General features: G+C 37.7%; 18 protein-coding genes. 3 read left to right on the top strand and 15 right to left on the bottom strand.

Annotated features, from left to right (window positions below; translation table 11 throughout):
- Window positions 1-17: 17 nt before the first annotated feature.
- From VBZ51_RS05370 to VBZ51_RS05345, 6 genes are all read right to left on the bottom strand, one after another.
- Window positions 18-1271 (bottom strand): Nramp family divalent metal transporter, encoded by a 1254-nt coding sequence (locus VBZ51_RS05370; protein WP_286813750.1) that lies wholly within the window; start codon window positions 1269-1271, stop codon window positions 18-20.
- A gap of 166 nt (window positions 1272-1437) precedes the next feature.
- Window positions 1438-1812 (bottom strand): cupin domain-containing protein, encoded by a 375-nt coding sequence (locus VBZ51_RS05365; protein ID WP_058105197.1) that lies wholly within the window; start codon window positions 1810-1812, stop codon window positions 1438-1440.
- A gap of 15 nt (window positions 1813-1827) precedes the next feature.
- On the bottom strand, window positions 1828-3996 hold the full coding sequence (locus tag VBZ51_RS05360) for an alginate lyase family protein (protein ID WP_416576303.1): 2169 nt from the start codon (window positions 3994-3996) through the stop codon (window positions 1828-1830).
- A gap of 71 nt (window positions 3997-4067) precedes the next feature.
- Complete coding sequence (locus VBZ51_RS05355; RefSeq protein ID WP_416576302.1) at window positions 4068-6401, bottom strand: chondroitinase-B domain-containing protein; 2334 nt, start codon at window positions 6399-6401, stop codon at window positions 4068-4070.
- A gap of 248 nt (window positions 6402-6649) precedes the next feature.
- On the bottom strand, window positions 6650-8875 hold the full coding sequence (locus tag VBZ51_RS05350) for a heparinase II/III family protein (protein ID WP_416576301.1): 2226 nt from the start codon (window positions 8873-8875) through the stop codon (window positions 6650-6652).
- A gap of 11 nt (window positions 8876-8886) precedes the next feature.
- On the bottom strand, window positions 8887-11205 hold the full coding sequence (locus tag VBZ51_RS05345) for a chondroitinase-B domain-containing protein (protein ID WP_416576300.1): 2319 nt from the start codon (window positions 11203-11205) through the stop codon (window positions 8887-8889).
- 206 nt (window positions 11206-11411) lie between these two features.
- Here VBZ51_RS05345 and VBZ51_RS05340 point away from each other — a divergent pair, with 206 nt between their 5' ends.
- Entirely contained in the window at window positions 11412-12383 is a 972-nt protein-coding gene (locus tag VBZ51_RS05340; protein WP_416576299.1) for a sugar phosphate isomerase/epimerase family protein, read from the top strand.
- A 19-nt stretch (window positions 12384-12402) separates the two neighbouring features.
- Window positions 12403-13119, top strand: a complete 717-nt coding sequence (locus VBZ51_RS05335; RefSeq protein WP_416576298.1) for a ribonuclease activity regulator RraA — start codon at window positions 12403-12405, stop codon at window positions 13117-13119.
- Window positions 13120-13219: 100 nt separating this feature from the next.
- Here VBZ51_RS05335 and VBZ51_RS05330 read toward each other — a convergent pair whose 3' ends face one another.
- Both VBZ51_RS05330 and VBZ51_RS05325 read right to left on the bottom strand, forming a co-directional pair.
- Entirely contained in the window at window positions 13220-13729 is a 510-nt protein-coding gene (locus VBZ51_RS05330; protein ID WP_058105204.1) for a peroxiredoxin-like family protein, read from the bottom strand.
- A 111-nt stretch (window positions 13730-13840) separates the two neighbouring features.
- Window positions 13841-14314, bottom strand: a complete 474-nt coding sequence (locus VBZ51_RS05325; RefSeq protein WP_416576297.1) for a hypothetical protein — start codon at window positions 14312-14314, stop codon at window positions 13841-13843.
- Window positions 14315-14538: 224 nt separating this feature from the next.
- Between VBZ51_RS05325 and VBZ51_RS05320 the strand changes: the two genes are divergently transcribed.
- The gene (locus VBZ51_RS05320; protein WP_416576296.1) at window positions 14539-14973 is read left to right on the top strand and encodes a BLUF domain-containing protein; all 435 of its coding nucleotides are present in this window, start codon (window positions 14539-14541) and stop codon (window positions 14971-14973) included.
- On the opposite strand, the gene VBZ51_RS05315 is transcribed toward VBZ51_RS05320, so the two are convergent.
- The 7 genes from VBZ51_RS05315 to VBZ51_RS05285 all read right to left on the bottom strand — a co-directional run bounded on the left by VBZ51_RS05315 (window position 14970) and on the right by VBZ51_RS05285 (window position 25919).
- The gene (locus VBZ51_RS05315) at window positions 14970-16607 is read right to left on the bottom strand and encodes a sulfatase (RefSeq protein WP_416576295.1); all 1638 of its coding nucleotides are present in this window, start codon (window positions 16605-16607) and stop codon (window positions 14970-14972) included. The genes VBZ51_RS05320 and VBZ51_RS05315 overlap by 4 nt on opposite strands.
- A gap of 39 nt (window positions 16608-16646) precedes the next feature.
- Window positions 16647-18917 carry a beta-glucosidase BglX gene (bglX, locus tag VBZ51_RS05310; protein WP_416576294.1) on the bottom strand — a complete coding sequence of 757 codons (2271 nt, stop codon included), beginning with the start codon at window positions 18915-18917 and terminating at the stop codon, window positions 16647-16649.
- Between the two features lie 22 nt (window positions 18918-18939).
- On the bottom strand, window positions 18940-19734 hold the full coding sequence (locus tag VBZ51_RS05305; protein WP_416576293.1) for a prolyl oligopeptidase family serine peptidase: 795 nt from the start codon (window positions 19732-19734) through the stop codon (window positions 18940-18942).
- On the bottom strand, window positions 19724-21073 hold the full coding sequence (locus VBZ51_RS05300) for a glucoamylase family protein (RefSeq protein ID WP_416576731.1): 1350 nt from the start codon (window positions 21071-21073) through the stop codon (window positions 19724-19726). Before VBZ51_RS05300 ends, VBZ51_RS05305 begins: the two co-directional genes overlap by 11 nt.
- An 83-nt stretch (window positions 21074-21156) precedes the next feature.
- A complete protein-coding gene (locus VBZ51_RS05295) occupies window positions 21157-22515 on the bottom strand; it encodes a glucoamylase family protein (protein WP_348361095.1) in 1359 nt (452 codons plus the stop codon).
- A 44-nt stretch (window positions 22516-22559) separates the two neighbouring features.
- Complete coding sequence (locus VBZ51_RS05290) at window positions 22560-24359, bottom strand: LamG-like jellyroll fold domain-containing protein (protein ID WP_416576292.1); 1800 nt, start codon at window positions 24357-24359, stop codon at window positions 22560-22562.
- 12 nt (window positions 24360-24371) lie between these two features.
- On the bottom strand, window positions 24372-25919 hold the full coding sequence (locus tag VBZ51_RS05285) for a RagB/SusD family nutrient uptake outer membrane protein (protein ID WP_071340308.1): 1548 nt from the start codon (window positions 25917-25919) through the stop codon (window positions 24372-24374).
- Window positions 25920-25928: the final 9 nt, after the last annotated feature.

Here is a 25928-nt window from a genome sequence, read left to right as displayed (position 1 = left end):
AGTGTAATTTGAACGTGTTATTGAATAAAATCAATAAACCCGTTTAAGGCTACATAAAGCATATAGCAATTGAAAATGAAGGTGGCACCTAAAGCAAGATTCATCCACAAGCTAATTTTATGTTCTTTCATAATCGTTTCTTTATTTAAAAGAATAAGTAAAAACAATGTGATCAATGGCATTACAAACGGACTCAAAGCTTGCGAGGCTATTAAGATCCATACTGGTTTACCTCCTAGAACAGGAACAATTAGACCGGATAACGCCACTAAAACAACTATAAGTTTATAAAGCGGTTTTTTCATGTCACGCTCTGTATTGGTGTAATCTGCCACCAGCCATGGGAAAAGAAGTAGGTTAGGGAATATGGAAGATAAACCTGCCCCAATAATACCTAGTGTGAACAGGGTTAAGGCAAAATCTCCAGCCCAAGGTCCTAAGGCATGCATCATGTCAGTTGCATCATCTACCGGTGCGCCTTTAAAATATAATGTTCCGGTAGCACTGATCATAATGGCAAGACTAATAAAGAATGTCATGATCATAGATGACATGGCATCTTTATTTTCAGTCTTTAAATCCTTTAAACCCCAATTTTGTTCTTGAACCAAAATACTTCTAGAGGCTAAACATACACCAGCCATTGTGGTACCTACAATACCGGCAATAACTAATCCGTTATTATCCCCTTTGGGTAGCTCCGGAAAAAATTCGGTGATAGAAGTACCTGCTTCATTAACGACCATAAAACTGGTTATAATGAAGGCTAGCGCCATAAAACCGACCATTATACTCATTGCTTTTATAAAATTTTCGTGTTTTCCGGTCCAGAAAAGAGCAATAAGCAATGCAATAAAGAAAATGGATACCATAGGACCGTTAAGAAAAGAGATTTCTGTTTTTACTGAAATCCATTCCATGGTAACTTCTGCTACAACACCCATTACACCTATACATGAAGAAACTATAGAGACGAGTAGGGCCGTAATTATAAATATAGTTAATGGCTTACCAAATGTCTTTTTGAAATTAAACATTAAGGTATCCCCAGAAACTATGGTCAATTTACTTATGGCTACAAGAAGAAAATATGTAAAAAAGCATGATAGTAATAGCGCCCACGATAGGCTAAGGCCATATTTGGCACCGGAAACCACCATAGAGGTTACGCTTCCTGTTCCTACTACATAGCCAATAATAAAAAAAGCTGGACCAAAATTTTTAAGGCTTCGTTTTATCTTTCCTAAAAGGGGTAAATTGTCTGTTGCCATTATTTTTTGGTTCAGCTTTTAAATTGATATTCGTTATCGCTATGAAAACGAATTAAAATGGTACACTACATTCGTAACAATTTTAATATTGATGCTTTATGGCAAGGGTCATAAAAGGGGGCGTAACCAATGCAAAATGTAGCGTTAATAGAAATATATATCTTAATTATTTTTTGTCACCAAAGTAAGATGGACCCTCACCTGTTAAGAAATCTTCTCTTACAGGGCTGAAAGTATCAATAAGTTCTCCTTCTTCAAGGCAAACTGCGCTATGAAGTAAATTTGGCTCGATATAAACACCGTCTCCCGCTTCTACAATTTGCTTTACACCGTCAATTTCAAATTCGAATTTTCCTGACACACAATAAGTAGCCTGTGTATGAAAATGTTGATGTGGAGCCCCTAGTGCTCCTTTGTCGAATTTAACTCTTACCATCATAATTTGGTTGTCATAGCCTAAGAATTTTCTTGATACTCCGCCACCAAGAACTTCCCATTCCATATCTTTTGCAATGACATATTTTTCACTAAATCTTTTCATAATCTATTTCTGTTATTATTTGTTAAAGTGATAAGAACCTGACCATTCATAATTCTTATCGTTAATTTTTAATTTATGTTCAGCTTCCTTAGAGTTGTTTGTATTGGCTATAATAAATAGGCTTGTTTCGTCATTAATAGCTGTAATCTCAATTGCAGTATATGCTGCGGTATCTACTACAACTTTCAATTCTTTGATGTTACTGTTAGAGTTTATAGCTAATTCCGAAACCGGACTATAACTACCATGAGATTCAATTGTAGAAACAAACAATGTATTGTTGGTGTCTTTTCTACGTAAAATTACACCTGCTTCTCTCCTTAAATTAAATTCAGGATCGTTGGCACCAATTCTAACCAATTTTAATTCATCATTTGGTAATGTAGCTGATGTCATGGTGTAAAATCTACCATTGTCCAGCCAACTGAATTTTGTGTTTTCGTTATTTGTTATTCCGGTACCTTCCAACCATAAATGTTGGTAGCCGTTATGTTCACCTAAAGGTTCAAGGGTATTGGGGATTTTATAGTCTACATTGGTTTTTACTACTTGTCCCATAAAATAGAATGGAAGGTCATATTGGTTTGTACTGTCCGATGTCACTTTTAGAATATCCAACATAAACGGTTTTTCAAATCCATCTTGTTTAATGATGGCCATGGTCCTATGCATTTTTGTTCCAGGATAGGCATTTGTTTCTGAAGCACTAACAATTTGAATATTATTTTGAGAGCTATCAAATAGGTACAAATTTGGGTGATATTTGCTACCTATATCATATTTTCCTTGGTAATGAGACTGTTCATTTTGAACCAGCGTGTTATGTGCAACGGTTTGTTTTGCCCAAGTTTTGTTCTCTTTTAGATAATTGCCACCCCCTTTTTGTTCAATATTTACAAAACGTGCCAATCCGTAATCCTGTAATACTTCATCTCCATTTTCATAATAAGAATATGAAAGTTTATCATAATGACCGTGACTAGATCCTTGAGAAGCATATTTAAAAACAAGTTCTAATCCATCGCTTCTTAGAATTCCCACACCACCTTGTTTGCCTTCTGGTCCATCAGACAGGTTGATGGATTTTTTTTCAAAAGGCTCCGCTTTTCCATTCTTAACACCTAAGGCAACGGCAAGTCCGGTATCATCTAGCAAAACTTTGTTCTGTTTAGCGGCAATACTCAAAAGACCAGGGTCTTGATTGCCAAAATAATAAGAAATATCTACGGCTGTAACCAATGCGTTATTATAATAGGACATTCCTTTTTGACCGTCGTTAAGGGGGAAGAAATCACCGTCTGCGTCAGATAAATTCAGAAGTGCATCTATAGATTTTAACAACACGCCGTCTTTGTATTCAAAAATTTTAAGTTCAGGTTTTACATTATGCAATCCTTCCGCAAAAATTAGAAATGGATACATGGCATAACGTTGATAATATGGACCTTCGTTATAATAACCATCCGGGGAAAATGGTTCTTCTATGTTTGCTAAAAATCCTGCCTTACCATCCTTATTTAAGAAACCGCCATCATCATCTTTTGCTGTCTTATCTAAACTGACCCCTTTTATGCCATATAAGGCGCGATCAATCAATTCTTTATCGTTCATGACCAAGCCTATCATACCTACGGCGGCATTACCCCATGTGCTGTGGTTGTGTACTCTTTGATAGAATTGCGGACTATCTACGGATATATGGTCGGCAAAAGGTCTAAAAAGATTTTTTTCAAGTTTCTTTCTTTCGGCTTTATCCAAATAATCATAAATGCAATCATATGCCTGACTAACATAGACCAGCCAATTAGAGTCATTTAAACATTGCCAAAATAATTTACCTCTTGCGTACGACCTTGTTTTAGGGTGTAAGGGTAAGGTCTTGTACATTGCTTCATACTGCATAAGCATGTCTTTTACATATTTGGCATACTTTGCATCATCTAAAATTTGATAGAGAACACCTGCTTGCTGCATGACCACCATATTACGTTTATGACGTTCATGTGTATAACCACCGGAATAATCTTGTGGCACCGGAGTGTCAATACCTAGTGCAATCTCTGCATCAACCTCTTGTTTTAACTTTTCTAGCGATGCATCAAAGAGGGGAACATTACCCAGTTCTGCCCGTATATTTTGAACGCCGGCTTTGGTAAGAATCAAGCTGGGGTGCTCTTGGGCCATTGTGCTGAAACAAAGAAAAATGCAGCAAATAATTACTTGTATTGTTGTTATGTTTTTGGTCATTCTTGTTGTTAATTTTTAATAAGACCTAAGTCTTTGCCATCGGTACCTTTACCTTTTAAAGGGGAGTCTGTACTTAATGAATAATTGCTACTTTCTTTAAAATCAGGGGTAAGTTGCCACTGATTTTCTACATGATATTTTTGATCTCCGGTAACGATCAGTTTTTCTGAATTGCTTAAAGCGTTGTTGAGAACTTTTACAATAGGTTCACCAACTACCAAATGCATGTTTATGGCTTTACTGTCCTTAAAAATATTGTTCTTGATATCAATTTCCTGCACGCCGTATAATGAAAGGGTAGCTTCATATTTGTTCTTTTTGCCATAACCTACATGGTCAAAAACGTTGTGTTCTACTTCTAAGAACGGACCAAAAGTACTTTCATCTTTACCGCCTCTGTATAATCGTAATGCAGCGCCCTGTAAATCATTTATAGCGTTATTTTTCATTATAAAATACTCTACATTATATGCGCCAATGTCATCTGTTTCTTTATCCAATGCGGTAATACTTCCAGAAATATTCTTAAAGCTAGAGTTCTTTATGCTAATGGTATCGGCAAAAGTTCCTTTAGAAACACGCAGTACATCAAACGAGTGGTTGACAACCATATCTTTGAATTCACACTTTTCTATAAACAGTTTGTAATTATCTATCATACTGGTTTTGCTGGTACTTATTACAGCGTTACCTGCGTAATCCGGAGATTTTGTACCGTCAAAAGTGATGTTTTCCAGTGATAGACTACCACCGTTCTGTATTTCAAAAGCCATCATTCTTTCAAAGAGAATAGTTGCTTTTTCATTACCTAGTGTTTTAAAAGTAAGTGGATGGTTAATGTTAACCGCTTTGGTCAGTAAATAAGTACCACCATCTTCCAATAGAATAATATCACCAGGTTTTGATGTTTTTACCACCTCGTACAGCGTGTTAATGCCAGCTTCAACATTGATCACGTTGCCAGAGTTTAAGGTCACGTAATTATCAGTTTTAGAATACCAGGTTGTACCTGTATTTTCTTTAGTTGCAATTTTAGGGCTGATAGATACTTTCGATTTGATTTTATTAGAAGTAGGAATCAATAATCCATTATCGTCTTTTACCAGTTTAATTTTGGCATTTTTAAATCCTTCTTCTATAGTGGTTTCAGAATGTTCACCAAGAATATTATTTTTAAAAGTAATGCCGCTAATATCATCATCAATGGTGAAAATATCTTTTTTGCTTTCATTATAAATGATGTTCTCTGAGAACTCTGATGTCCTTGGAGCCTGACTTCTTTCTTCGTCGCTGCCTGCACCAAAAAGAATATTATCACAATTTACAAATGTGTTGTTGTTTACTTTAGAATCTATAACAGGTACATATCTATTAGGAGGTGAGTTTGGTACACCGTTCATCATAACAAAAGCACCTCTAAAACGATAGCCGGTTAAGCCAATATGGTAGTTATTTATTACGGTTTGGCTTTCATTGATTACACGAATGCCACCAGTGCTAGGTTTGTTGTTTCCTATGAACACATTGCCATCCACTAAGGTTTCATTACCATGGCGCATAGTCAATGTGCCGGTACATTCAAAGAAAGTATTATACTTGAACGTGTTATTACAAGACTTGTTCGATATAATTTCATGCTCCCCATTAGTTCTGTCAAAATAATTGGATTCAACCAATGTGTTGGATTTTTCCAATGCATGGTGGCTGGTTCCAATTCTTAAGGTCTCGCCTCCGTTATTACCGTACGTAGGGCGTGGTCCAAAATAATTATGGTCAATTTGGTGGTTATTGGCTCTACTATCTTCAGTATCTAAACCAACGATCATGGTAACGCCCAAGTTCTTTTTTCCAGCAATGTGATTGTGGTCAATTCTATTATTTTTTCCGAAAATAGTGATCCAATAGTCCTGTACTTGACGTTCTGGGTTGTTGTAGTTATCAATTACACATTCGGTTAACCGGCAATTATTTGCCATTTTTTCCCTACTCTTTCTAAATGAAATTACAGCATTGGTAGGGGTGTGGCCATTTTTAAAAACCAAGCCCTTGACAATTAAATGATCTCCGGCTATTCTTAGGTTAGATTCACCGGATAAAATGACTTTGCCCATTTCTTCAACAGTAAGTGTTATTGGGTTTTCTGCCGTGCCGTTCGCTTCAAAAAGTAATTCAGCATCTGTCCATACACCATTAGCGAGTACAATACTATCTCCAGGTTGTACTTGTTTTAGTTTAGCTTCAAACTCTTCTACGGTATGCACCAGGTTAGAGGATGCGCTTGGCGTAAAGGAGAATACCAAACAAAGACATAAAACTGATAATAATAGATGATGAGGTTTCATAAAGCAAAACTGGTTAACCAAATTGGTTTACCAAAAATAAGGATATTTGTAAGACTGGCAAATATTTAACATATTATAGGTGTTTTTAATTATGTTTTGATAATTTATGCCTTGGACAATTACCAATTTCGTAATATTTAAATTTTGAAATTCGGTCGCTGATTTTCGTGATTTCTCCAATAAAATTTGTTCACTAAATGCCTTATTGTAAATTGGTTGAATAGGGTTGTTATAGAGGGGCGATGCTATTATAATTCCCAAGTTTCCCCTGGTAGTAGGGTTTTGGTTTCTTCAGGTGATTTTAATTTTGAAACCGTAAAAGAATTTTCATCCGCACTAGTAGAAGTGATTCGATATGTATTTCCAACTTTTTGAATGATAAAATCCGCATTTTTGGAAGTTCTCACGCTCAGTTCTTTGAACAAGATATTATTTGCATTAAAGAAATAAGCCGTGTTTTCTTTGCTGATGCTGGTATAGCCTGCATTTTGAATTTTGGAAAGAGATGCGTTTATGTTCCATTCGTTCAAATTTAACGTTTCACTAGTCTCATCGATTCTGTTGTCATAGCCTTTGTACGGATATATAAGGGTCAAAAAGCTAAAATTCTTCTTATTCAATTTAGAAACTTGAGACCAATTTTTTCCTCTGCTGCCAGAAGTGATTACGGTATCTGTGGCATATAATTGTAAGATGTCATGTCCGCTAGCGTCAGGTGCGGTAGCCCGTAAAAGATTGGATCCATTTTCATTTGTATAATGTCCTTGCCAAACTTGTTTGTACTCATGTTCTTGATTAGAGGAAAAGTTGTCTTTCACGATCCAAAAATCATTTTTTACAGAGATGACCTGCCTTGAGTAACTAACACCTAGGTTGTCAAAACCATCATGCTTTCCAATGAACAGGTCATAATCTTTGTGCGTGGTCCAATTAATAACGGTTGGCTTTGGCAAATCACCAAATTTGCCAAAGCCACTGCCTCCTTTGTTAGAAGTCCATTGTTTTCCCTGTAGCTCGTTATCTACTAAAGCCACATTCTTAACCATGGAGTTCTTGAATAATTCAAAATCTTTCAGCGAATACCTAACCTGATAATTTGGAAGAATGGCATGACCGTTTGCCATGGCTTGTATGCCTAGCATATCTCCATGTTGGTGGTCTGGTTTGTCCTCGTCTAATCCGGCACTAATCATCATCATTTTATCATTTGCATTCCATCCTTCACGCATAACGTAATAGTGAGTGTCCGTTAGCGCAAGAGATCCATAAGAAGGTTTCTTACGTTCAATATTTTGTAATAAATGCAGCTGATCTTGATTTAAGAACCAATACATTCTATCATCTACATTATCCGAGGCAAAATACCCAAACTCAGGATCTTCAAATAATAAATATCCAAGGGTCATAACCTTTGATATATCATTGGTTTCTGCCCAAGGAATTTCAGTATCGTCTTGTAATACAGGTGCACTTTTATCTGGGTAAGCTATTTTTGCCAATGTAGAGAATAAGCCCTCAAGCTTGTTCTTCCAAGAAGTATCAATAGTTATGTTGTTGATCTTAGCTAATTGGTATATGTAATAATAATTATTGATGTCGCTCATATGGTAATGAACAGAACGTTCAAATTGAAACCCATCATCATTGATTTCCTTATCCAAATGCTCACTAAGGCGCTGCATTGCTGTGTTGTACCACAACTCTGTACCTTCAAAATCCCTCAATAAAATAGACAACATTGCCAAAGCCGACATACCTCTTGTTTGATGGTTACCTGGTTGAAACTCTTGGTTTCTTTCGTAAAGGTGTTGCCCGTGTTGCAGAAGGGTAGCTATTGTGGTTAATTGGTCCCTATCTGAATATTCGGCTTCGTTCAAGATTAAATTATGGATCCACAACCAATTCAGTATTCTATATCCGGATCTAAATACCTCATACACTCCGTTACCATCTTCAATTTTTTCATAAGCTCCACTTTCAAGGGCGGTATTTAAGGAGCGCATTTGAGTTTCAAAATATTGAATGTGTTTTGGGTCTCTATCCTCATTAAAATAGGTGAGAATAATATCTGCCATTTTGTGCTGTCTGGCTAAATGGCGTAGCGCGTAAGCATTTACTTTATCTCCGTTTAAATAATTAAAAGGCAAAACCCATTGGGTAGAATCGGCGTATTTTGAGATATGGTCTTGTGCTCTGCTCTTGTGCTCCTCAAAATTATGATACTTCTCTTTGTAATGGGCTAGTCTATTATCAACAGTGCGGTAATCATAGAAATAACGTTCTGTGAACTTTCTTCTAAAATAGGCTGCCAATTGTTTTTCCGTAATGTTGTTTTCTTCAGAAAACTCAGCTTTTGTCTCGGGTTTAAGAACAGTAGCAAGTTCATTTACACCTAAAACGCTATCTGAGGAAATATGTTGAGCACATAGCATTGTTGAAAATCCTATAAGGAAAAGGGCTACCGTATTTTTCATGCTTTAATGTGTTAATACATTAGTTTTAATGGCAAATTCTCTTGTACCACCAATTCTCCTGAATTTTTAATTTCATTACCAGAAGCATTATTGTTTTTAGCTCCCCAAAGACGTGCAACAAGTTTTACAGGATTATCTATGAACTCATTGTTTTTAAGGTGTACATTGATAATCCCGTAGGTGTTCAGTAGTAATCCTTCTTCAGCTTTTGAGCCACAATGCGTAAAAGTGCTATTGGTAATGATTAGATTACCGCCAACGGTAGATTCATCATAGCCACCTCTATAATAGTCGATCACATTGCTGGTTACACCATCAAATGTGCTATTGTTAATGGTTATGTTTTCTGCATTGTATTCACCTTTGTCATCAGTTTCTTCAGATAGTTCAAGTCCGTTTGTACAGTTTAATACCGATGTAGATTCAAAAGTGATATGTTCTGAGAAGGAGTATTTATAGGCTTTTAGAACGTAATCAAAGTCAGAAATAATACAGTTTTCAACAGTAAGATTGTATAAGCTGGACATGCTTTCTTTTAAACTAGCAAAAGCGTATTGTTCTTTTTGACCATTTAAATGAACATTTCTAAGCATAAGTTCGCCTTTTGGGTGCATTTCAAAAGCAGGAGATTTAGATGCTCCACTATATTGTATGGTGGTCTTTGAGTTATTTGAAGGACCGGTAATAACTATTTTTTTATTGATTTTTAAGGGGGAATTTATCTCATAACGATCGGCAGATAGTACAATGGTATCCCCACTATTTGCAGAAGACAAAGCGCTTATAAGTGCTGTTGTGGTAGCAGCGGTATGTGTTTTGGTCGATGAATTTTTAGCGATGTCTTTGTTGTACCATTCTGGTCCATATAATGAAATATTCATCATATCACTTTTGTCAGATGGCTTTTCTACAACTGCGCCTACCATGTTATGATCAGCTCTGGGACTACCAAAAAGATCTGTTTTGATCTGGTCAAATTCAAAGCCGTGGTACAGCTTAAAATCGGGCATTGTTTTTTCGGGCATTAATATATCTCCTTTGGCAACGGTCATAGCAATATCTTCTTGTATGAGTCCATCTACCGTTTTGAAAATGCCGCCTTGGTTGTTGATCATATTGCTCTTGAACAAAATACCATCTATGGAATCATGGGTGACTATAGGTTGTTTGTCCGGCGTTTCGTTATAGATTAGGTTATTGGCTACTATGGTACGTATAGGGGTAGCCGATCTTATCTCTGATTTTGGTAGGATGTCTTTTTGGTCAACATTAGATCCTACGCCAAATTGCCAAGGAGACACACAGTTTATCCAAGAATTATTAGCGACAACGACATCTGTAACCTGTAAGTATCTATTTAATGGAGATTTAGGAATTCCGTTCATAACAGCCAATGGGCTTCTAAACGTTTGTCCGTTCAAGTTATAAAAGTAGTTATTGGTCACCCAATGACCCGTACCTATTAGCCTTACGCCACCAATTTGTTCAGATTTTTCATCACCAATAAAAATATTACCATCTACAATACAGTAGTTACCATGTCTGGTAACCAATGATCCTTCACTTTTATAAAATACATTGTTTCTAAATTCATTGAAATTTGTTTTGCTAGAGATAACCTCTACCTCGCCATTACAATGATCAAAAAAGTTGTTGGCTACCAAGGTATGGCTAGGAGCCATAGATGTAAAACTATTACCTAGTTGAATGGTCTCTGCACTGGGACCACCTTTTGGAGGTCTGGGTCCAAAATAATTGTTAGTAATCTTATGGTAATTTTTGATGCTGTTGTTTCCTGCTAAATCTATTCTAACTGTTGGTCCTCTATTTGATTTTCCTGCAATATAGCAATGGTCAAGCTCATTATGTCTTCCTCTAAAACGAACCCATAAATCGGTCATGTTCCTTTGCGCCTTATTAAAATCGGTAATAGCGCTATTGATTACTTTGCAGTGATTGGCTACTGTATCTTGATCAATACCAAAATCTATAACGGCATCTGTTGGAGAAGCTCCATTAACAAAATGTAAACCATCTACAATAAGATATTCACCACCAATTTTAAGGTCAGATGTTCCTGTGATTTTAACCTCTCCGGGGGTTTCGGCTTTTAAGGTGATAGGGTTCTGTTCGTTGCCGTAGGCTACAAACTTAATGTTTACATTTTTCCAATCACCATTGGTCATAACAATTTCATCACCAGGTTTTGCATTTGCTAATGCCGTATTTAGCTCACTGATATCCTTTACGGTAATATTATTTACGTTGGTCTTTTTACCGCAAGAAATTAGGAGTAAGACGGCAGCTAATAGTGTAAAATACTTTTTCATTATAACGGGGTTAATCTTGTTCTATAAATGTAATGTGACAGGTGTATGTTATTAGTTGTGATTTGACATTAGATTTAATCGTCAAAAAATAGGTCAATTTATCAAAACTGGTTAACCAGTTTGGTTGACCAAAAATACATATATTTGTAAGACCTCCAAATTTTTAACATTAAAACTGGCAGTAAAACAATTTTAAGTAGGTGAAAATGAGAAATGATAATAAATCGATATCAAGAAGAGAATTCGCGAAAAAATCTGCTAGTGCCTTGGCAGGCATACCGTTACTACATATAAATAATTCTTTTTTTCCATCATTAGCTACGAGTGAAGACGAATTGGAAATCAATCTGTTCTCCAAACATTTACAATTTTTGGATTACAATGAAATGTCTGCACAAGCGGCAGAAATAGGATTTAATGGATTGGATGTAACCGTACGCCCAAAAGGTCATGTATTGCCAGATAATGTTACAAACGATTTGCCTCGCGTAGTAGAAGCAATGAAGAAGTACGGGTTAAAACCTCAAATGATGACCACTAACGTTTGGGATATTTTACAACCAAATGAGTTGAATGTATTACAGACCGCAAGTCAATTAGGTTTTACACATTATCGTACCGGTTGGTTATCTTATCCTGAGGAAAAAACCATAGATGAAAGTATGGAGGAGTTTGCTGATCAAGCGAAGAAGTTGGCAGAAGTAAATAAACAATTACGTTTGGTTGGTTGTTATCAAAACCATGCGGGTAATCATGTAGGTGCCCCAATTTGGGATCTGCCACCTATTTTTGCCAAGTCAGATACTAATTTTCTCGGTTGTCAGTATGATATTAGGCATGCCATAGTAGAAGGAGGTAAAAGTTGGGAGTTAGATTTAAGGCGTATTCGGCCATTTATAAAATCTTTGGTCATCAAAGATTTTAAGTGGGGTCTAAAAGATGGTGTATGGCAGCCGATCAATACCCCTTTAGGAGAGGGAATGGTAGATTTTGTACATTATTTCTCTATACTAAAAAAGTATAAAATTAAGGTGCCTATGTCATTGCATTTAGAATATAATCTTGGTGGTGCGGAACATGGTGCAACAACCATAAAAATGGATAAAAAAGAAGTATTCGCTAAAATGAAAAAGGATTTAACCTTTATCAAAGAAGCATGGAAAAAGGCGGAATATTAAAATTATTGAAGAAGCAATTATGACCAAAGTATCAACATCTACAAAAAACAAATTAAAAAAAGTAAGTACCGCTACTGTAGCAACATGTCTTTTTAAAAAAGGATTGAAAAATCAATTTATACAGCATGTTAAACCGTTGAAATTAGGGAGGCCTACTATGGTCGGCGAAGCGTATACCCTACGTTATATACCGGCAAGGGAAGATCTTAACCCTATTTCAGTATTTAGAGACCCAAAGCATTTGCAAAGGGTAGCAGTAGAGCAGTGTCCAGAAGGTGCTGTTTTGGTTATAGATAGCCGCCAGAATGCAAGAGCGGCATCGGCAGGGTCAATATTGGTAACAAGGTTAATGGTTCGTGGGGTATCTGGAATTGTTACCGACGGCGGTTTTAGGGATTCTGCGGAAATTGCGGATCTGGATTTTTCATCCTTCCATAATAGACCATCGGCACCTACAAATCTTACCCTGCACCAGGCAATTGCTATAAATGATCCGATCGGTTGTGGTGATGTTGCGGTATTTCCTGGAGATATTATACTGGGTGATGATGATGGTGTAATGGTTATTCCGGCACATCTTGGAGATGAAGTAGCCAATGAATGTTTAGATATGACGATGTATGAAGAGTTCGTAATGGAAAGTGTACAGACAGGTACGCCTATTATCGGGCTTTATCCTATGGTGAGCGATGAAGCAAAAGCCAAGTTTGAAAAGTGGAAAGAGAAGAAAGAATAAACGAAATTAACATAGATTGAAAACAGAAAAAAAGTGATTTGAATTCCTAGTAATCAAATCACTTTTTTTGTTGCGTGCTATTATAACAAAGCACAAATTTTTATTCTCCACCTCTGGCAGGATAATCATTTTTGGTAACGTAGTCAATTGCGTTTAAAATATCGTCCCAGTTAGGTCTTGCAAATGGCATGGTCTGTATGGCACTTGCATATAAAGTATTATCTGGTCTAATTAAGAACAATCCTGGTTCTGAAAATTCATCTGGCTCTTTGTCAGATGTTTTTTTAGAAACATATAGCCCCCATTCCCTTGCGGTTTCAATAGGTAAATTATAACCAACGGGTAGCTCAGGAATATTCCATTCGTTACCAGCCTTTTTTGCTCTTTCTTCACTATCGCTACTTATGGCGATTAAATGAACACCTCTATCACTAAAATCCTTTAATTTTTTTGTTAGGGCTTCAAGGTAATTTTTACAAACGGGGCAATGTAGACCTCTATAGAAAACAAGCATTGTAAATGCTTTACTATCTTGATCATACAAACTCCATTTTGTATCATTGATCAACGGCAATTTTAACTCAGGTACTTCTTGCGTAGGTTTTATCATTGTAATATTATTTTATAATTAGTATTGTATAAAGGTACAAGGGGCTTTGCTCAAAAGTTTGTTGAATAGCTTATAGAATTGATGCAATACATGAATGAAAGCCGTAGCTACTTACTGATTATTAGCTAACCATTCTTCATACTTTGCATATTGGCCACTAGAAAGAATTTCTTCTAATTGTCGGGTACGTTCACTTTCAATACTTCCTAACATTTCGCCACTTGGTGTGTTGGCCTGTTTAGTTTTAAATCTGTTCATGGCAGCGGTAAACGTACTTATTTGTTCGTTGCTCATTTCCAATTTTGTGAACATATCAGCATATTCATCTCTAGTGGTAGTTGTGCTACCTTTTGCCATAACGTTGTTCATGGCACCTGTTGAGCCATTAGCTTGTGCGGCCGTGTTTTGCTGATCAATAACCGATGTGTTCGAAGTTTCTGAATTTGTATTTGCAGTTGTTACGTTTTGTTCAGTACTTACCTGCTCGGTAACGGTTTCTGTTTGATTTGTTGACATCTGTTTTGTGCTTGAGCATGATGCTAATATCAAGGTCAATGCTGTAGTTATAACTATTATATTTTTCATAATCTTCATGTTTTAAGAGTGTTACTGAAAATTATGGTATATATGTAAATACTATAGTCGCTATAAAAAATAAAATTGACCCTACAGATTTAATTTAGAAGATTAGGTGCTAAATAGTGTTAAGATATTTATTTTTAATATAATTGTAAGAAAAAGATGTCTTTTTGTTCCCTCGCTATGTTAAAGATATTGTTGTAGAATTTAATAATTAGACACCGGTTTTTATGTATAATTTGGTTTATAGGTCTATTGCCAAAACACTGAATGCAACCCAAATAAATGAAATACTCAATATCTCAAGAGATTTTAATTCTAAGCATGATATTACGGGTTGTTTAATATATCATGATGGAATGTTTATACAGTATTTGGAAGGGGAAGCAGAAGTTGTATTGACATTGTTCGAAAGGATAAAGGTTGATAATCGACATCATGAGGTAAAGCTGCTCTCTGAGGGAAATATCTATTCTAGGGAGTTTGATACTTGGAGTATGGCATTTCTATCGGATGAAATACCTAATGAGGCATTTGAATATATAAAGCTTATGGTGGGTTCTAGTGGTGAAGATGAAGAAATGCACGTGATACCAAACCCCACTACCAAGAAATTTTGGTTGGCGGCAAAGAACTTACTTAACAGCCTAGAGCAGCGAGCCTAGTTAAATGTAGCTGGTGTGCCCCTAAGTCTCTTAAATTGCTCGTAGGCTTTGTCCACTTTATCTTTAGAAGCTTTTTTAAATTCAGTTTCGGTAACCTTGTAATGTGTTTGTACACTATCCAGTTTAACGCGCATTCTATGTAAGACCTGGGCATAATCGGTATTCATGATCAAATTTATTTTTTCATTTGGATCTTTTTCAAGATCGTATAACTCCCAAGTATCTATATCATCATAAAAATGTATTAGTTTATAACGTTTTGTTCGTATACCGTAATGCTTCTTCACCATGTGAAATGCGGGGTAATCGTAATAATGATAGTAAACCACATCTCTGTAATCGTCTTCGTTAAGTGTCCCGTTCAATAATCCGAAAAAAGATTCTCCTTGCATGTCTTTACTTAAATTGGAAAACCCGGTAAGTTCTAAAAAAGTAGGCGCGAAATCTAGATTTTGCACCATGGCATTGATTTTGGTTCCTGGTCTTATGGTCCCAGGTAGCTGCATTAGTAGTGGTGTTTTAAAAGATTCTTCATACATAAAACGCTTATCGAACCAACCATTTTCACCCATCCAAAAACCTTGATCGGAAGTGTAGACCACTAGCGTGTTTTTGTCAAGACCGCTTTCTTCCAAATAATCAAGAATTTTGCCGACACCCTCATCTACTGCGGCAATAGTTGCCATATAATCTTGAAGGTAACGCTGACCCTTCCAGATGGCCAAATCTTTACCGGTTAAGTGAGCTTTATGAAAATCGTTGTTTTTATCTAAGTAAGCGGCGTTCCAAGCGTCACGCTGTTTTGGGGTCATTCTATCAAAGTCCGTGGTCCATGGATTGTTATGGAGTTGTGTGCTCCCAAAAGATTTGGTCATTTTTAAATCATGGCCTTCGTACATGTCATTATATATGGTCTGTAGTTGCTCTTTAGAAGCCCATTGTTTATTAAAATCAGGAAAATAACTATCGGGTAATGGAAATTGTATAGAATCGTAAAGGTTTGCATGTCTCAGTGCGGGCATCCAATTTCTATGCGGGGCCTTATGCTGTACCATTAAAAAAAATGGAAGAGAATCTGTTCGGTCCTGTTGCAGCCACTTTAAGGCATCATTGGTAATAATATCGGTAGCATAGCCTTCTATACGGGTTGTGTCGCCATGTTCAATAAAATCAGGATTATAATAGTTTCCTTGGTCTACAATAATTTTCCAATGATCAAATCCTTCTGGATAACCATGTAAATGCCACTTACCGAATACTGCGGTGTTATAACCAGATTGCTGTAGCATTTTAGGTAATGTAGGCTGACTACCATTAAAGTGATCTCCGTTTTGTCTAAACCCGTTTATATGGCTATGTTTTCCGGTGAGGATAACTGCTCTACTAGGACCACAAATGGAGTTGGTAACAAAACTGTTTTGGAATATGGCTCCATTCTCGGCAATCCTATCAATATTAGGAGTATTTGCCAATTTGCTGATGGGGTGGCCATAAGCACTTATTGCTTGAATGGCGTGATCATCTGCCATGATAAATACGATATTTGGTTTTTGAGCGGTTTTTTTACTCGTATTTATTTTGGTGTTACAAGCAATGGTCAATAAGCCTATAAGCGTTAGGATGCCTAGTCGCATAGTCGAATTCAATTTTATTCTAAATATTGTATCAAAGATTTATTCCAGTTCAAATTCAGTAGACATTTCAGCATTGGAATTTCCACCTACAAAAACAATAAACCTCCCTGGTTCAGCTACAAATTTTAATTCACTGTTATAGAACTTTAAATCATTTGCAGAAAGTGAGATAGTCACTCTTTGGCTTTCCCCTTTTTTCAAGAATATTTTTTTAAATCCCTTAAGCTGTCTTTTTGGAGGTGTTATACTACGGACCTCATCTTTTAAGTAGAGTTGAACTACTTCTTCACCATCATAATTACCAGTGTTTTTTACGGTAAACGAGATATTTACAGCTTCATCTTGTGCTATTTTTTTCTTGTCAACAGCTATTGCACTATATTCAAATGTGGTATAACTCAGCCCGTAACCAAAAGGGAAAAGGGGAGATAGTTCACTATCTAGGTAATTGGATTTGAACTTTTCAAATGTATGGGTAGGTGCTGGTCTTCCTGTATTTTTCATACTGTGGTATATGGGAATTTGCCCCACGTTTCTAGGCCAACTTGCCGTTAGTTTTCCTGACGGATTATAATCTCCAAAAAGCACATCTGCAATAGCGTTACCGGCTTCAACACCAGGGTTCCAAACTTGTAGAATACTTACCGGTAAGTTAAGTTCTTCTGCTATGGTCAGTGGTCTTCCGCTAAAGAGTACCAATACCACAGGTTTGCCGGTATCTGCCAAGGCATTGATTAATTTTTTTTGACTCTGAGGTATTGAAATTTCGGTTCTACTAGCTGCTTCCCCTGCAAACTCTGAAGCTTCCCCGACCACGGCAACGATGACGTCTGCATTTTTAGTGTTTTGCAAAGCTTCTGCAATCATGGCATCTGGCGATCGTTTATCAATATCTACGCGTAGCCCAAAAACATTGGCACGTGAAGCCAGCTCAGGGTCATTGGTGATATTTGCCCCTTTGGCGTACGTTATTTTTGCTTTTGGAGCTACATTTTTTAAACCTTCTAAAACAGGAATGGATAACTGAGGGTCTCCCGTAGGTGCCCATGTACCCAGCATATTGTTTTTATCATTTGCCAAAGGACCAACCAATGCGATTTTAGCATCTTTTTGTAAAGGAAGTACGTTGTTCTCGTTTTTAAGAAGTACAAAGGATTGTGTGGCAATTTTTCTGGCAGCTGCTCTATTTTCTGCGGTCAGGATATCCTTTTTAGGTCTTGAAGTATCCGAGTATTTATATGGGTCATCAAACAGTCCCAATTGATGCTTTGCGGTTAAAATCCTTCTACAGGCAATGGTAATGGCTTCTTCGGTTACCTTGCCTTCTTGTACGGATTTCTTAAGTGTGGTCAAAAAACCTTCGCCCACCATATCCATATCAAGTCCCGCATTAATTGCTTGGGCGGAAACAGCTTGCAGATCTCCCAATCCATGCGCGGTCATTTCATTTACAGAAGTATAATCAGAAACAACAAAACCTTTAAAGTCCCACTGCTTTCTTAATAAGTCCGTAATCAACCATTTATTCCCAGTAGCAGGTATACCGTCAATATCATTAAAAGATGTCATGGCGCTACCTACGCCGGCATCTACAGCTGCTTGGTACGGTGGTAGATATTGGTTGTACATTTTCACCTTACTCATATCAACCGAATTATAATCACGCCCAGCTTCAACGGCACCGTACAATGCCAAATGCTTAACCGTGGCCATCATGGTAAATTCACTTTTTAAATCTTTACCTTGGTAACCTTTCACCATTGCCTTTGCAATAGCCGATCCTAAGTAGGGGTCTTCGCCAGAACCTTCAGAAATTCTTCCCCATCTGGCATCACGGGATATATCTACCATTGGTGAAAAATTCCAGTTAATACCATCTGCGGTAGCTTCTTTTGCAGCCATTTTTGCGGCACTTTCAATTAGTTCCATATTCCAACTAGAAGCTACGCCCAATGGAATAGGGTAGGTGGTCTTGTAACCATGAATAATATCGGAACCTATTAATAACGGAATTTTTAATCTAGAATTTTTTATGGCTATTTCTTGTGCTTGCCTAACTTTCTCTGGTCCTGATACACCAAATAAACCACCTACTTGACCAGCTTTTATTTTTGCTTCAACATTTTCACTTACAACAGACCCTGTAGCAATACCGCCACCAGGTGTCAATAGATTTAGCTGACCTATCTTTTCATCTAAAGTCATTTTGCTCAATAAGGCTTCAACTTCAGGTATGGTTTCTTGCGCAGACATTTTAGAAATGGCAAAAGACAATAGGAGTAATGGTATTAATTTATAGGTATGAGACATAAATATCGGTTTTAATGACCTTTTATTCTTTGTTCAAGGAGTTAGAGAAAAGCCATGGTAATAAATCTGGTTCTGTAAAAGCAGGATCCCAACTATTATGGTTGGCAAAATCATATAAGGTAAGCCGGGGGAAAGCTCCCTCATGTAGTAAAGCACTAACCATTTCCATTGTTTGTAAAGGGGCAACAACGTTATCATGAGCACCATGAAATGCCCATACAGGAATTTTCTTCGCATAATTTGTTGCGTAAGCTGCGTCGCCCGCTCCACATATTGCAATTGCGGCAGCAAAACGGTCCGGTTGTCTTGCTAAAAGTTCATAGGTGCCCATACCGCCCATAGAAAGCCCCATGACATAAGTTTTGTTTTTATCTACAAAATCTTCTTTTTCATAATTTTCCAATAATTGCAGTACAAGGTCCATTGCCTTGGTTGGTCCTTTTTTAAATTGAAAGTCCAATTGAACAGGGTAGTTGCTACGATCTACGTTTACCTGAGCCCAATAATCATCTGTAGGGCATTGTGGCATAATAACAATTGCGGGAAATTTGGTTCTATTGTTTTGATCAAGAAATAAAGCACTACCATGTGTTAATTGTTTTTGGTTGTCATTGCCTCTTTCACCCGCACCATGTAAAAATAAGATCAACGGATAAGTTTTTTCCGTATCAAAATTTTCAGGATATAGCATTCGATATGGCAACGTATCACCTTTTACGATCAATTCTTTCTTTTCAAATAAGCTGGTATCTTGTGCAAAAGCTGTATAGCGGCACACAAGAATTATGGCGAGAAGAAGCAAGTGTTTATTTTTCATACGTAAAACCTAGTTTGTTAAGGCCGTTTTGAATGTCTTCATTCTGCATAAAAAGATTCCAAAGTAAGCCCGTTCTGTAGTTTTCTATCATTATGATTTCAGGTCCTTGGTCAATTGCCAAATAGGCTTCCGCAACCCAAAAATTGTTTTGCGGACTAAAAGCATCATAAAATCCTGCAGGTCCCAATAATTTATCTTTATGCTGATAAAAATAGCGTAGCGCTTTTAGAGATTCTTCTGGTGTGTATGGAATGGAGCTTATAGCCGCTGTTGGAGATATTATGCCTGTGTCATTACTTGGGCTATGTGCGTTATACCCTAAAGTGCCATCTGTGTTTCTGGAGTAGCTAGCCGTTAATCCCCAGCAATTTTCGCCATAATCGATGAAATTTTTAGGATTTTCTACGCAGTACAGATAATTGATTTTAGCATGGTTGATGGCCGCAGCACCATAATCAACAAATTCGTCGTTCAAGTTTTGTGGTCGCAGCCCTAAATAAGAATAATGCGAAAAAAATAATGGTCCGCCGTTAGGGGAGTTTCCTGCGTGATCCACCAGTAATGGAATATTATATGCACTGGTAGCATCATTAATAGCTCCGTTAGATGCCCAACCGTTGGTATACACATCTTTTTCAATGGAATATTCTGGGGAAGCGGCAGCCATTATATAAGCAATCATTACTTCATTATACCCTTTAAGTTCTAAGTTGATATCAAAACCAAAATTGGGACTCCAGTGCCAGTAAAGGCTATTTTTATCTTGCGTGTACCAGTTCCATTCAACCCCTTTCCAAAGGGTGTCAGCTTTATTCGCTAAAGACTTTTCGGTATCGTCTCCATCTTTAAAATATTCTTTAATGCAGATCAAGCCTTGCGCCAAAAATGCGGTTTCTACAAGATCGCCACCATTATCCATTTCGCCAAAAGGTCTAACGGTACCATTGGTGCCATCTAACCAGTGTGGCCACGCACCGTGAAAACGATCAGCAGTTTCCAGAAAACTTAAGATTTGATCAATACGTTGTACAGATTCGTTTCTACTAATAAAACCTCTTTCTGCTCCGATGATCAATGCCATTAAACCAAAACCTGTACCGCCAATACTAACCGTATTTGGGTCGTTAGATGGTTCATTGGGGTGAAAACGTTCACGCGCCGCACCAGAGTTTATTTCGGCATAATCCCAAAAGTATTTGAAGGTTTCACGTTGGGTAAGGTCTAAAAGTTCCTCATCCGTAATTTCGGGTACTTCAGGGTCTGGTTCTGGCTCTGTTGGTGTTTCCGGTAGCTCAGATTGCCCAGTTGGGGCATCGGGTTCCGATGAGGAACACGCCATTACCGTCATCGTTAAGATTCCCAAGAATATAGCGAACGCCTTTTGGAGTGCTTTCTTTTGGTTCCTATGTCGGTTTTTGCCCTTCATTTTGTAGATGCTACTGAAAATCCTAATTTATCCAACCCGTTAATTACATCTTTGTTGGTCATAAAAAGCATCCAAAATAATCCGCTTCTATGATTTTCTATCATCACTGGAATAGGACCTTGGTCAATAGCTAAATATCTAGGCAAAACCCAGTTTTTTTCCAAACTAAAGGCATCATATGGACCGTATTTACCCACAAGCGTATCATGGTTGGTGTACAGGTTTCTTAAAAATGCCATACTTTCCTTAGGGGCATATGGCATGGAAGATAGTGCCGCAGTTGGGGAAATAACGCTGATATCCCTATCTGGTCTATGTCCGTCATATCCTTTAATAGAATAGCTAGACGTAAGCCCCCAAAGGTCTTCTCCGTACCCTTTGTAATTCTTAGGGTTGTCAACGGCATATTTGTACTGTATCATGGTATGATTATGGTTCAATTCCCAGTAATCTGCATATTGGTCTTTTAAACCTTTTGGGTTTAAACCGGTAAAAGAATAGTGAGCCCAGAACATAGGGCCTACCGGAGATGCATCACTTTCATAATGGTCTAAAACGGTGGGTAGACCGTAAAAAGTGGTATCTTTTGTTATAGCGCCATTTCTAGCCCAGCCTTTGTCATAAACTTCTTTTTTAATAGGATGGGTAGGAGATGCCGCTGCCAAAATGTACATGATCAAAGCTTCGTTATACCCACCTACTGGGAAGTTCATATCCCATTCATACTCCGGGGACCAGTGCCAGTATAGTACGTTTTCACCTTTGGTATACCAATCCCATTCCACCTCTTCCCATAGTTGTTGTATGTGTTGGGCAAGTGCTTGTTCACGTTCATTACCGTCTTTAAAATATTCTTTAACGGTCAATAAGCCTTCAATAAGAAATGCGGTTTCTACCAGGTCTCCACCATTATCTTTTTTGCTGAACGGAGTCATTTTACCATCTGGAGTAAGCCAGTGTGGCCATGCGCCATGAAAACGATCGGCATTGTCAAGAAAATCTACAGCTTTTTCCAGTCTTTCAAGACCCATTTCACGTGTTATGAATTCTCTTTCAATACCAACTAAAATTGCCATTACACCAAATCCTGAACCACCTATGGTAATAATATCCTTGTGGTGGGTTGGATAAATATCATCTAAGTGAATTCTTTCTCTTGCCAGCCCTGATGTAGGTTCTGCACCTTCCCAAAAATAATTGAATGTCTGCTTTTGTACGGAATCCAATAATTGTTCATCCGTTAATTTGATATCTTCTTTTTGCTTGTCTTGATCTCTAAGTTTGGACTTAGAGGATTGACCATTGCAACCCACTAACAAAGTCGCAATGGTCATTGAAATTAAAAATAACCTCATAAAATCTACTACATTAACTAATTTAAACTAAACTATTATCGTGCTTAAAGACCTGCTTGTCTTATATCTTGAATTTCTTGTTGGGTCAGTGCTTTGTTGTATAATCTTAGCTCATCAATAAAACTAAGGTCAAAACCATGTCCCCATTCTGTAAACCTTGGAGCGCCTGAACCTATGGATAATAGGTCACAACCTGTCCAATCTACGCCTGTAAAATCACCTTGGGAAACTACTTCTCCATTAAAGTAAACCACACATTCAGTACCGGAAATGGTAAAAGCCAAGTGCACCCAGCCTGTAGTAGTAGGATCCAGTGCAGCCGCATCGCCACCATCAAACCAAGATTCACCGTCACCATTACCCACATTCAACTTAAATACTTGTCTTGTTGCATCACCTTCCCTAAAGAATCGGAATCCGTTTGTGCGTTTGTTCTGTACATTTGGGTAACCTGCGTTGTCCACATCTTCTGGACCCATAACTAAGATGGAACCTCTTGTTGGGTCTGCATTCAATTTGTACCATAACGTGGCACTGAATTCTTCTGTAGTAAGTGCTCCGGATTCATTCGTTGGAAACGTTAAATAAGAATCTGCTGCACCGGCATAGGCATTATCACCTTCTACGCTTTCACCTGCATAACCAGGTGTACCTACAACGGTAGCGTCAATGTTTCTAAAACGTTCATTGTAAGTGCCATCAAAAGGCATATAGAACATTTCACCATCAAAAGTAGGAGGGTAGGAAGAAACGAATTCACCTGAATCGTCAGCCATTATTTGTTGAACTTCATCTTGAGAAATTGCTCTGTTGAAAATACGAAGTTCATCCATTAAGCTTTCATCTGACAAGTGACCCCATGCTGTAAAGTTAGGGGAGCCAGACATGATGGAAAGCACGTTAACATCTGTCCAATCAATTCCGCTAAAAGCACCTTCACTGGCAATTTGACCGTCAATATATACCACGGCTTCAGCATCGGAAATGGTAAATGCGAAGTTTACCCATTCTCCTGAAGAAGGATCTACGTCTGCAGCCTCGCCGCCATCAAACCAAGTACCTGCATCACCAGAACCTACATTTAATTTAAAACGTTGATTGCCATTAGCATTTTCGCGGAAAAATCTAAATCCTTTAGAAAGGTCATTGTCTGCGCCATTCACTAAAGGCGCACTCATAGTCAATACACCTGCACGATCGGGAGAACTGTTGATTTTCATCCAAAAGATAGCACTGAATTCTGCATTCTTGAATCGATCAGGGTCTAAGGTCAAATACGTATCGGTTGCACCTTGGTAAGCGCCGTCTCCAGCAATGTTATCTTCACTAATGGACGGGGAGCCAAATTCTTCGGCTTCTTCAAAACTGATCAGGTCAACATACGCGCCATCAAAAGGCATATATAAAATTTCACCAGGATATTTAATAACATAGGCTGGCTCTTTTGTAAAATTGACCGTGCCGTTAGTAGTTTTACCATCTAGGTCTGTTGCCGTTACGGTAAGAACATGATCACCATCAGCTAATTGGTCATAAACCAAATCATCAACTACCAATCTTCTGTAATCCAGAAAATCAGCATAGCTTTTAATAGTTGTTCCATCTAAAGCAACGTTGACAGAAGCCAATTCTATATCATCTTGAGCTTCAAATTTTATGGTAATAGTTGCTAATTCTTCATTAACTTTTACAGCCAAACCTTCTGTTGGAGATGTAATGGTAATACTAGGAGCCGTTTCATCTGCCCCTGGGTCAACTTCAGTAAGAGAATCTATACCATCTTCGCAGGCTACCAAAATAAAGGCAGCCAACCAAAAGGTAATAATGTGTTTAAAATATTTCATTGTAGTTGGTTTTTAGTTTGCTATTTCACCTAATATTGGAAACTCGTCTATCTGATCTTGATGATAGGTTACAAAAGCCTTGTCTTCCGTAAATGTTCTGCCATCAAAACTTAGTTCATCATACCTGCCCAAGCGTACCATATCGAAAAAACGCTTTCCCCATTCCATTGAAAGTTCTGCATATTTTTCATCCACGATCTGATCAAGGGTAACACCGCTTAATGGAGCCATATTTGCTCTTGCTCTTACTTGGTTTACCGCCTCATCTGCAGTCATTACAGAATTATTGGCACCTTGAACTAGAGCTTCGGCATACATTAGCAATGTTTCTGAGTAACGAAAAACAATGTTGTTCTTGTTACTGCCATAAGCCGTACGACCAGGTATTAATTGATTGGTAGGTAAATAGTGTTTTCCACTTGAAAATATGGAACGAACCGTTGAAGTATTTTCATCACCATCCCTGGTAATGGGAGATACAAATGAAGGTAGGGTTTCCGCGGTATAAGGCGTAGTAGCGATTAAACTGTCAATACCCTTTTGACTAAAGAAAACCGAAGTTTCCAGACGATCGGTCTCGCCCCTGTCCAACATGAATTCTATATATTTTAGGCTAGGTTCAAAGAATCCCCAGCCATTACTAGAACCATCAACCTCCGGATTCCATGAGTTTGGACCATATGGAGCGTACAAGTGGCTTACCCTATCACCCTCACCATTGCCGAAATCCGAGTATTGAAATTCAAATAAATTTTCGTCGCTTAGTTTACCGGGAGTTTTAAACAGTTCGTAATAATCTGGGAACAAGCTGAACTTACCAGAAGCAATAATTTCACCGGTTGCATCAGCTACGGCTTGGTAGTTTTTTAGTTCTTGATTTGCCTCTGCCTTAATCATTAAAGCGGTGTACTTGGTAACGCCGCCAGGTAGGTCAGTTCTTTCATTTGGCCTTAGGTCAAGCAAGAACGGAATTGCTTCATCCATTTGATCGGAAATGTGTTGCATTACTTCATCTTTACTTGGCACCGAAGTAACATCTGCAAAATCGTTAAGATTCGATGAGGTTGGTATAAATACCGAACCATACACTTGCGATAGTTGAAAAAGCAGTACGGCACGTAAAACTTTTGCCTCGGCGATATATTGATTGCCTAAAGCGATGCCCTCATCATCTGCAAACTCCATATATCTCTCTATCTGCTCCATACCGGTATGTGCACCTATGATATCGCCATAATACGTTTCCCATAATGTTCTTGATCCAAAGAAGGAGTTGTCGTACACATAACGGTCTTGATTTTTTAGACCTTGTTGGTCACCCGCAGCATTAACATCATCACCTCTTGTAGCAACTACTAGTGGCTGTTCCCAACCTCTATCTGCAACAGATTGGTAGACTCCGATCAATGAAAAAATCATATCATCGGTTTGGGAGAAATCGGTTCCTCCCGCAAAATTATTATTCAGTTCCGGTTGATCTAGATCGTCTGAACAACCTATTAGTACAGTACCTAGAAAGGCTAAAAGCACTGTTAGTTTGTTAACTTTTATATATTTCATAGCTGTATG

Origin of the sequence: Maribacter sp. HS (assembly GCF_048059195.1) — a bacterium.
Taxonomy (GTDB): Bacteria; Bacteroidota; Bacteroidia; order Flavobacteriales; family Flavobacteriaceae; genus Maribacter; species Maribacter dokdonensis.
Note: the sequence above shows the minus strand (reverse complement) of the source record. Positions and strands in the feature narration are given on the sequence as shown.